At 66.3% G+C, this 8089-nt stretch carries 9 protein-coding genes; 8 read left to right on the top strand and 1 reads right to left on the bottom strand.

Annotation, left to right across the window (positions count from 1 at the left end):
• On the bottom strand, nt 1–342 hold a 342-nt coding region (locus FJZ36_16830), incomplete at its 3' end, for an inorganic diphosphatase (protein MBM3216564.1).
• Between the two features lie 356 nt (nt 343–698).
• Here FJZ36_16830 and fusA point away from each other — a divergent pair.
• The 8 genes from fusA (at nt 699) to FJZ36_16790 (ending at nt 7832) form a co-directional block, all read left to right on the top strand.
• Nucleotides 699–2762 (top strand): elongation factor G, encoded by a 2064-nt coding sequence (gene fusA, locus FJZ36_16825; GenBank protein MBM3216563.1) that lies wholly within the window; start codon nt 699–701, stop codon nt 2760–2762.
• Nucleotides 2763–2841: 79 nt separating this feature from the next.
• Complete coding sequence (locus FJZ36_16820) at nt 2842–3690, top strand: pantoate--beta-alanine ligase (GenBank protein MBM3216562.1); 849 nt, start codon at nt 2842–2844, stop codon at nt 3688–3690.
• Between the two features lie 8 nt (nt 3691–3698).
• Complete coding sequence (locus FJZ36_16815) at nt 3699–4235, top strand: hypothetical protein (GenBank protein ID MBM3216561.1); 537 nt, start codon at nt 3699–3701, stop codon at nt 4233–4235.
• A 162-nt stretch (nt 4236–4397) separates the two neighbouring features.
• Nucleotides 4398–4787 carry a sirohydrochlorin cobaltochelatase gene (locus FJZ36_16810; GenBank protein MBM3216560.1) on the top strand — a complete coding sequence of 130 codons (390 nt, stop codon included), beginning with the start codon at nt 4398–4400 and terminating at the stop codon, nt 4785–4787.
• Nucleotides 4784–5203, top strand: a complete 420-nt coding sequence (locus FJZ36_16805) for an EVE domain-containing protein (protein ID MBM3216559.1) — start codon at nt 4784–4786, stop codon at nt 5201–5203. Before FJZ36_16810 ends, FJZ36_16805 begins: the two co-directional genes overlap by 4 nt.
• A gap of 10 nt (nt 5204–5213) precedes the next feature.
• Nucleotides 5214–6059, top strand: coding sequence for a hypothetical protein (locus tag FJZ36_16800; protein MBM3216558.1), 846 nt, complete (start codon nt 5214–5216; stop codon nt 6057–6059).
• Nucleotides 6060–6227: 168 nt separating this feature from the next.
• On the top strand, nt 6228–7349 hold the full coding sequence (locus tag FJZ36_16795; GenBank protein ID MBM3216557.1) for a mandelate racemase/muconate lactonizing enzyme family protein: 1122 nt from the start codon (nt 6228–6230) through the stop codon (nt 7347–7349).
• A gap of 42 nt (nt 7350–7391) precedes the next feature.
• Nucleotides 7392–7832 carry a hypothetical protein gene (locus tag FJZ36_16790; GenBank protein ID MBM3216556.1) on the top strand — a complete coding sequence of 147 codons (441 nt, stop codon included), beginning with the start codon at nt 7392–7394 and terminating at the stop codon, nt 7830–7832.
• Nucleotides 7833–8089: the final 257 nt, after the last annotated feature.

Genomic DNA, 8089 nt, shown 5'->3' with positions numbered 1-8089 from the left:
ACGCACCGCCTCGAAGCGCGCCTCGCTGAGGAGGACGCAGACGATCTTGTGGTCTCGATCTCGCCGCTTGAGGGCTCCGATGGGGCGCACTTCGCAGATGTTGCCCGCCCACGTGGGCTTGCGCACCAGGACCATCGCGTCGAGGCGCTTACCCGCCGGGGAGAGCGTCTCGGGAACCCATCCGTACTCGGTCGGAGCGGGTGTCATCAGCCGGTAGTCGACGACGAACGCCCGCTTCTTGCGATGGTAGCGGTACTTCTTCTTGCTCCCCTTGGGAATCTCGATGACGACGTTGACGATTCCCGGCGCATAGCGCCCGACCGGCGTATCGAGGATGTTCATTGGGTTCGCCTGGCGATTCTACCGCCGTCGGTGCTGGACGATGATCCTGTGAACACCGCGTACGACGGCTTGGGGGTTCCGGTACGTAACGGTGCGTCGATGCCGTTGGGTATTCCGAGACGATAACAGCGGCGTTCGACGGTGTCAAGGTGTCGAAGCCCGCTCGCATCGAGGTGGATGCGTGAGAATCCAGTGGCGACGCGCATTGACAACGCTCGATCCCATCGCGTACAATCGCCCCCAGATACGGGCATGTCCTCCGACTCCCCGCGGACATTCCTGCGAGCGATGTGGTCTGCGCCGAGACCGCTCCGGATGGATACGCCCTCATTCCAGAACCGAGGAGTCGCGCCTCAATGAGAGATTACACGACGGATGCCATCCGGAACCTCTGTGTCGTCGCCCATGCGGGAGCCGGCAAGACCTCCCTCATCGAGGCGATGCTCTACTCGTCCGGAGCCATCGCCCGGATGGGGCGTGTCGAAGACGGCACGACCGTGTCCGACTTCGACCCCGATGAGGTTTCGCGGCGCACCACGCTCGCCGCGACTCCGTGCATCGCCGAATGGCGCGAACACAAGCTGAACCTCATCGATTCGCCCGGTTACGAGGACTTCTACGGCGAGCTGGAAAGCGCCCTGCGAGTCGCGGATGCCGCGATCATCGTCGTCGACGCCGTCCAGGGCGTCGCCGGGGGAACCGAGAAGGTCTGGGCTGCAGCGGAACGCCACAACCTGCCGCGAGCCATCGTCGTGAACCATCTGGACGGTGAAGACGCCGACTACGACAAGGTCCTCGCCAGCGTTCAAGACCTGCTGGGGGTCCAGCCGGTGCGCGTCACGCTTCCGGTGGGCGCGGGCTCTTCGCTGACGGGCGTGGTCGATCTGCTCGCCATGCGCGGCGTGCAGTTGGCGGCGGACGGCAAGACCGCCGAGGTCGGCGACATCCCGGCGGACGTCGAAGGAGCCGCCGAGGAAGCCCGCGAGGCGCTCATCGAAGCCGCCGCCGAGGGCGAGGACTCCTTGACGGAGAAGTATCTCGAAGGCGAAGAGCTCTCCGCCGAAGAAGTCGCCGAGGGCTTGCGCGCCGCGTTCCGCGAACGGGTCGCCATACCCGCGTTCGCCGTTTCGGCGATCAAGAACGTGGGCGTCAGCGTCCTTCTGGACTTCATCGTGGACTGCTTCCCGTCGCCCGCCGACGTGCCGGTTCCCGCAACGCTGAGCGGCGAAGAGGTCACGCTGACGGCGGACGCCTCGGGCCCGCTGGCGGTGCTCGTCTTCAAGACGGTCACGGACCCCTTCTCCGGTCGCCTGAACCTCTTCCGGGTCTACTCGGGAACGCTCGGCGTCGAGTCGGTTCAGAATACGTCGCGAGGCGAAGCGGAGCGCATCAGCAAGGTCAACCATCCGTCGGGCAAGCAGCAGATCGAGGCGAAGCAGATCGTCGCGGGCGATATCGGCACGGTCGTCAAACTGGCAGCATCGGGAACGGGCGACACGCTGGCTCGCCCCGACAAGCCGTACGTGCTCGCCCCGGTGAGCTTCCCGGCTCCGACGCTTTCTCTCGCCGTCTTCCCGATGACCGAAGGCGATGACGACCGGCTCATCGCGGGCATCACGCGCATCGCCGACGAAGACCCCAGCTTCCATGTGTCGCGCAACAACGACACGAAAGAGACGATCATCTCCGGGCTGGGCGAGCAGCACCTGACCGTTTCGCTGGAACGCGCCAAGCGGAAGTTCAACGTGAACGCCCGCACCGCCGCCCCGAAGATCGCCTACCGCGAGACGTTCGCGAAGGCGGTCAAGGGCGTCGAGTACACGCACAAGAAGCAGACCGGCGGTTCGGGGCAGTACGCGCGGATCGTCGTCGATGTCGAACCGCTGCCGCGCGGCGGCGGGTACGAGTTCGTCGACAAGATCTTCGGCGGCGCAATCGACCAGCAGTACCGACCCAGCGTCGACAAGGGGATGCAAGCGTCGATGACCGAAGGCGTCCTGTGCGGCTTCCCGGTCGTCGATCTTCGCGTGTCGCTGGTGGACGGCAAGACGCACCCGGTCGACTCGAAGGACATCGCCTTCCAGATCGCGGGACGGGAAGGATTCAAGAAAGCCGCCGAGATGGCGGGAATCGTGCTCTTGGAGCCGGTCATGAACCTCGAGATCCTGGTTCCCGAGGACAGCATGGGTGACGTGATCGGCGACCTGAACGGCAGGCGGGGGCACGTGATGGGCATGGATCAGGTGAACAACCGCCAGCTCATCCGCGCCGAGGTTCCGCTGGCGGAGATGTCGCGCTACCACACGGACTTGCGCGCCATGACCCGCGCGCGGGGAACCTTCACGATGACGCTCTCCCACTACGCCGAAGTGCCGCGCGAGGCGCAGGAGAAGATCGTCACGGCGATCAAGCAGGGATAGTGCGGAACAGACGTGTCGACACGACCCTTCGGTTCCGCCGGAGGGTCGTTCGCTTTCCTGCGCCATCGGAGTCCGCGCCATGGAGACGTTCGCGACCGTCGAGGCGATGCGCGCCTGGCGTCGGAGCCAGGGCTCCCGGAGCGTCGGACTCGTTCCGACGATGGGCTACCTCCACGAGGGACATCTCTCCCTTGTCCGCGCCGCGAAGGCGGACAACGAGCGCATCGTCGTCAGCATCTACGTGAACCCCACGCAGTTCGGGCCCAAAGAGGACTTCGCGGCGTACCCCCGCGACTTGGCGCGCGATTCCGCGCACCTGGAACGAGAGGGAACCGACGTCCTCTTCGCCCCTACGGACGCGGAGATGTACCCGCCAGGAGCGGCGACCTTCGTGACCGTCGAGGGAACGCTGACCGAAGGGCTCTGCGGGGCGTCCCGGCCCGGACACTTTCGCGGCGTGGCGACCGTCGTGTCCAAGCTGTTCCACATCATCGAGCCGACGCGCGCCTACTTCGGCGAGAAGGACGCCCAACAGCTCGCCGTGCTGCGCCGCATGACGCTCGATCAGCGGATGGACATCGAGATCGTCGGCTGCCCAATCGTCCGCGAGCCGGACGGGTTGGCGATGAGCAGCCGAAACGTCTATCTTTCGGCGGACGAGCGGCGGTCGGCTCTGAGCCTGTCCCAAGCGCTGGCGCACGCCGAGGGACGCATCCGCTCCGGGGAACGCGACGCGGCGGCGATCCGGGCGGAGCTCCTTGACCGATTCGCGGAAACGTCCCATGCGCGAGTGGACTATGTCGAGTTCGTGGACGCGGAAAACCTGGCTCCTGTGACGCGCCTGCGCGGGAGGGTTTTGCTGGCGCTGGCGGTGTTCATCGGCAGAACGCGCCTGATCGACAACCGGACGTTCGAGGTGGGGGAGTAGCGCCGGAGGTGGCAGACTACCACGAGCACGTGCAGGCGGGTGTCGTGTTCTACGGGGGTTTCCTCGTCGTCGGCGGAGGGCTCTGGCTCATGCCGACGGGTTCCGCCCTGCGATGGATGGAGGTCCTTCTGCCGACCGGTTCCGCCTCGTGGGAGACGGTCATCGGCTTGGGCATCTGTTTCGTCATCGCGATGCTGGGTGCGCTCTGGCCCGACGTGGACATCAAGAGCATGGGGCAGCTCGTGTTCTACAGGCTCTTTTTGGTCCTCGACCTGGGTCTGCTGGTGCTCTACTACTTTCAGCGTCAGGCGCGGTATCTTGAGGGAGCCGCGCTGCTGGGTCTGGCGGCGATGCTGCCGCTGATCGGCAAGCACCGGGGCTGGACGCACTCGCGGATCGTGATGTTTGGGCTTTGCGGAGCCATCGCGGCGATCCCAATGATCATCGAGGGCGGCGTGACGTGGGTCGGGCTGCCGTACGCCATCGCGGCGCTGCTGGGCTACGCCAGCCACCTATTCAAGGATGGCATCCTCTTCACGCGTTGATCGAGCGTGCAGGACGTGTGTGGCGAGCGCGATCCGGGTAGTCGCTCGCATCCCTCATCCTAACCTTCTCTCGCAAGGGGAGAAGGAACCAGAACACCCTCTCCCCTCGTGGGAGAGGGCTGGGGTGAGGGGGACGGGAAACCAATCACGACCAGGGAGAGCGTGCTGAAAACCGCTGTCATCGTCATCGACCACGGCAGCCGGTTCCAAGCGGCGAACGAGATGCTCGAAGAGGTCGTCGAGATGCTCCGGGCGCGCAACGCCTTCGACATCGTCGAGGTCGCGCACATGGAGCTCGCCGATCCGAGCCTCGATGCCGCGTTCGACGCGTGTGTCCGGCAGGGGGCGGAGCGCGTCGTCGTACAGCTCTATTTTCTGTCGCCGGGACGTCATTCGCAGAGCGACATCCCGCGCATGACGGCGGAAGCTGCCGCGCGGCATTCGGGCGTCGAGGCGGTTGTCACCGAGCCGCTGGGACTCGATGAGCGCCTGATCGATGTCGTCGTCTCCCGTGTCCGGGAGTCCATCGCAGAGGAACCGTCGGTCGCATGAACCACTGGCTGCTCAAAACGGAACCGGGAACCTACTCCTACGCCGACCTCGTCCGCGACGGCGGGACGTTCTGGAACGGCATCCGCAACTACCAGGCGCGGAACAACCTCCAGGCGATGCGCGTCGGCGATCTGGCGCTCATCTACCACAGCGTCGAGCCGCGCGAGGTCGTGGGCGTCGCCCGCGTCACGCGTGAGGCGTACCCCGACCCGACGGTCGATGATCCGCGTTGGGTCGCCGTGGACATCGTGCCGGTCGGAGAGCTCCGGGAACCGGTGTCCCTGGCGACGATCAAATCGACGCCTGCGCTCGCGGCGATGGTGCTGATCCGCCACACGCGGCTGTCCGTGGTTCCCGTGACGGCTGCGGAGTTCCGGGAGGTCCTCCGGCTGGGGAGGGGCGAGCATCTCGCCTGATCGTGCCGCCATGCCCAAGAGCGACCTTCTCCGCCGCATGGAAGCCCTCAACGGGGGTCCTCTGCAGAACCTGCCGGAGGAGCGCCCCTCCGAGGTGGAACCGACGCCGCGCGTCGTTCGTCCGAAGCGTTCCGAACCGCCCGGCAGCGCGCTCGATGGCATCGAAATCGAGACGTCGCGGGGCCCTGCCTACTACCTGATCCGCCGCGTCTTCGACCTGGGCGACGAGCTCTGCTCCCTGCCGCAGCGGTTCGCGTACGCGGTTCAGAGCTCCGGCTTGCGCAAGCGCCTGACGACCGTCTGCCGCAGCGTGCGGATCGACCTGCCCGACCTGATCTTCCTCGACCTGGAGACGTGCGGACTTCGGCATGAGCCGATCTTCCTCGTCGGCGCGATGGAGTGGACGGACGGACAGCTCGTCGTGCGGCAGTATCTCGCTCGGCATTACGCGGAGGAGGGCGCGATCCTGGCGGCGTGGGAGGAGATAGCGCGCGGTCGGAAGGCGCTCGTGACGTTCAACGGCAAGAGCTTCGACGTGCCGTACATCCGGGCGCGGCAGTCGGCGCACGGTCTGCCGGCGTTCCGGGAGCCCGCCCATCTCGACCTGCTGCACGAGTCGCGGCGCATCTGGCGGCGATCCGTGCCGAACCATCGGCTCCAGACGCTGGAGGAGCGCATCTGCGGCAGGACCCGGACGGGTGACATCCCCAGCAGCGAGATTCCCGCCGCCTACGCGCGGTTCGTACGCACTGGCGATGATTCGGAGATGGGCAGTATCCTGCTGCACAACGCGCTCGACTTGGCGACGCTCGCCGAGTTGATGGTGCGGGCATATCCCTCTGCCACCGATGATTGAGCATCGCCTTTCCGCCGCCCCGCGAAAGCGGGTCTGGTGGCGTGTCGGGCTGATCTTCTATGATTTGCGTATCTACCCCTCTCAGCCTGCGAAGCGGGGAGGATGGAGGAGGGGCGGAAGGCTATCGCCATTTCAGTGACAAACCAGTAGCGGGATCGGAGGGTTCGCGTGAGGATCCGCGATATTCGCTCGCTCGGACTGATCGGCGCGACGCCCGAAGGCGGCTGGACCGACGAGCTGCTTCCCGACGACTGCGTCCACACGCTCGTCTTCGTCGAGACGGACGAGGGGCTCACTGGCACAGGCTCGGTGTTCACCAACGACCGGCTCGTCCGCGCCGCGCTCGAAGTCCTCAAGCCGCTCTACGACGGCGAGAACGCCCTGGAGCCCGAGCGCGTCAGCGAGAAGCTGCGTCAGAACATGTTCTGGCTCGGACGCGGCGGCAGCATCGAGCACACGATCAGCGGGATCGACATCGCCCTGTGGGACCTGCTAGGCCAGGCGACGGATCAGCCGGTCGGGCGGCTGCTTGGCGGGCGGTACCGCGACCGGGTTCTGCCCTACGCCTCGCTGCTCATGGAGGAGCCCGGCGCGCTGGCGGACCGGTTGGCGCGCATCCGAGCGCAGGGGTTCCGCGCATTCAAGATCGGCTGGGGACCCTTCGGACGGCGGAACGCGGCGACCGATGAGGCGATCGTCCGAGCGGCGCGCGACGCCGTCGGAACCGACTGCCTCCTCATGGTCGACGCCGGCGGGAGCGACGCGCACTGGCATCAGGGCTACAAGTGGGCGATCCGCGCGGCGGAGATGCTCGCCGACTACGACGCCTACTGGTTCGAGGAGCCGCTTCGTCCCGATGACCTGGACGACTACGCGCTCCTACGCCGGAACGCGCCGCTGCCGATCGCCGGTGGCGAAGTCCTGACGCGTCGGCAGGCGTTCCAGCCGTGGATCGAAGCCCGCGCCGTCGATATCGTCCAGCCGGACGTGACGAAGGTGGGCGGCATCACGGAGTCGCGCCGGATCGCCTGGATGGCGTCGGATCACGGGATTCGGATGATCCCGCACGGGTGGAACACGGCGGTGGGTCTCGCCGCCGATCTGCAGCTCGCATCGGCGTTCCCGCACACGGACCTCGTCGAGTACATCGCGGACTCGCTCTACGTGGAAGGGATCGTGGCGGAGGCGTGGGAGCTCGACGGAGACGGGATGCTCGCCATACCGGAGGCTCCGGGGCTGGGCGTCGCCCTCGACATGGACGCCGTGCGGCGGTACAGCCGAGGCGCTTGACGGCGCTCCGGTCCTCGGACAACGGCGAAGGAAGCACTCTCCATGTACCCCACACTCTCGCTGCTGCTCTACGCCCTCTGCTCCTCGACGCCAGCATCGGAGAAGACGGCGTTCCAGACCGCTGCGGGCTGGAGCCCGGAGCTCGACCTGCGCTCGGACATCGCCATCGTCTACGGCGTGAACCCGTCGTTCCGAGACCGGCTCGAAAGCTGGCGTTCGCGCGGCTACGGCGTCCACATGATGACGGGCGTCGCCTGGGGAGGCTATCAGGACTACCTCGACGGGAAGTTCGACGGAGCCGATCACTGGCACGAAGGACAGGTCGCCCGCGACGGCACGATGATCATGCACGGCGCGCGCGTGGGTTCGCCGGATAGGCGTTCATCTCCTTCACTTTGGAGAGCGCGCAAGCCTCGTTGCCATATCCCGCGCTCTGCTCCGCAGCGGTGCAGCCGACCCATGCGTTGGCCTCTCGCCACGTGAGCCTTCTCTGCTCCTCGGTTGAGCCAGTCCAGCTGAAGCCCAATAGCTGAGGTCATGGGCCGTGTCCTGACGCCAGTATGCGTCAACACCGGATGCCTCCATGAACGCGAAGTAGATTCGATCGCACGCCGCGAAGGTCCCTCCTTCGCCGTTCCATATCTGGAGAAACTCATCGTCCAATAGATCGATGTCCGGCTGCCAGACGTACCAGAAACCCGTCGGAACCTGATGCGCGACCGTCTCACCGAGCCGGAATG

The organism is Candidatus Poribacteria bacterium, from assembly GCA_016866785.1.
GTDB lineage: Bacteria > Poribacteria > WGA-4E.
Note: the sequence above shows the minus strand (reverse complement) of the source record. Positions and strands in the feature narration are given on the sequence as shown.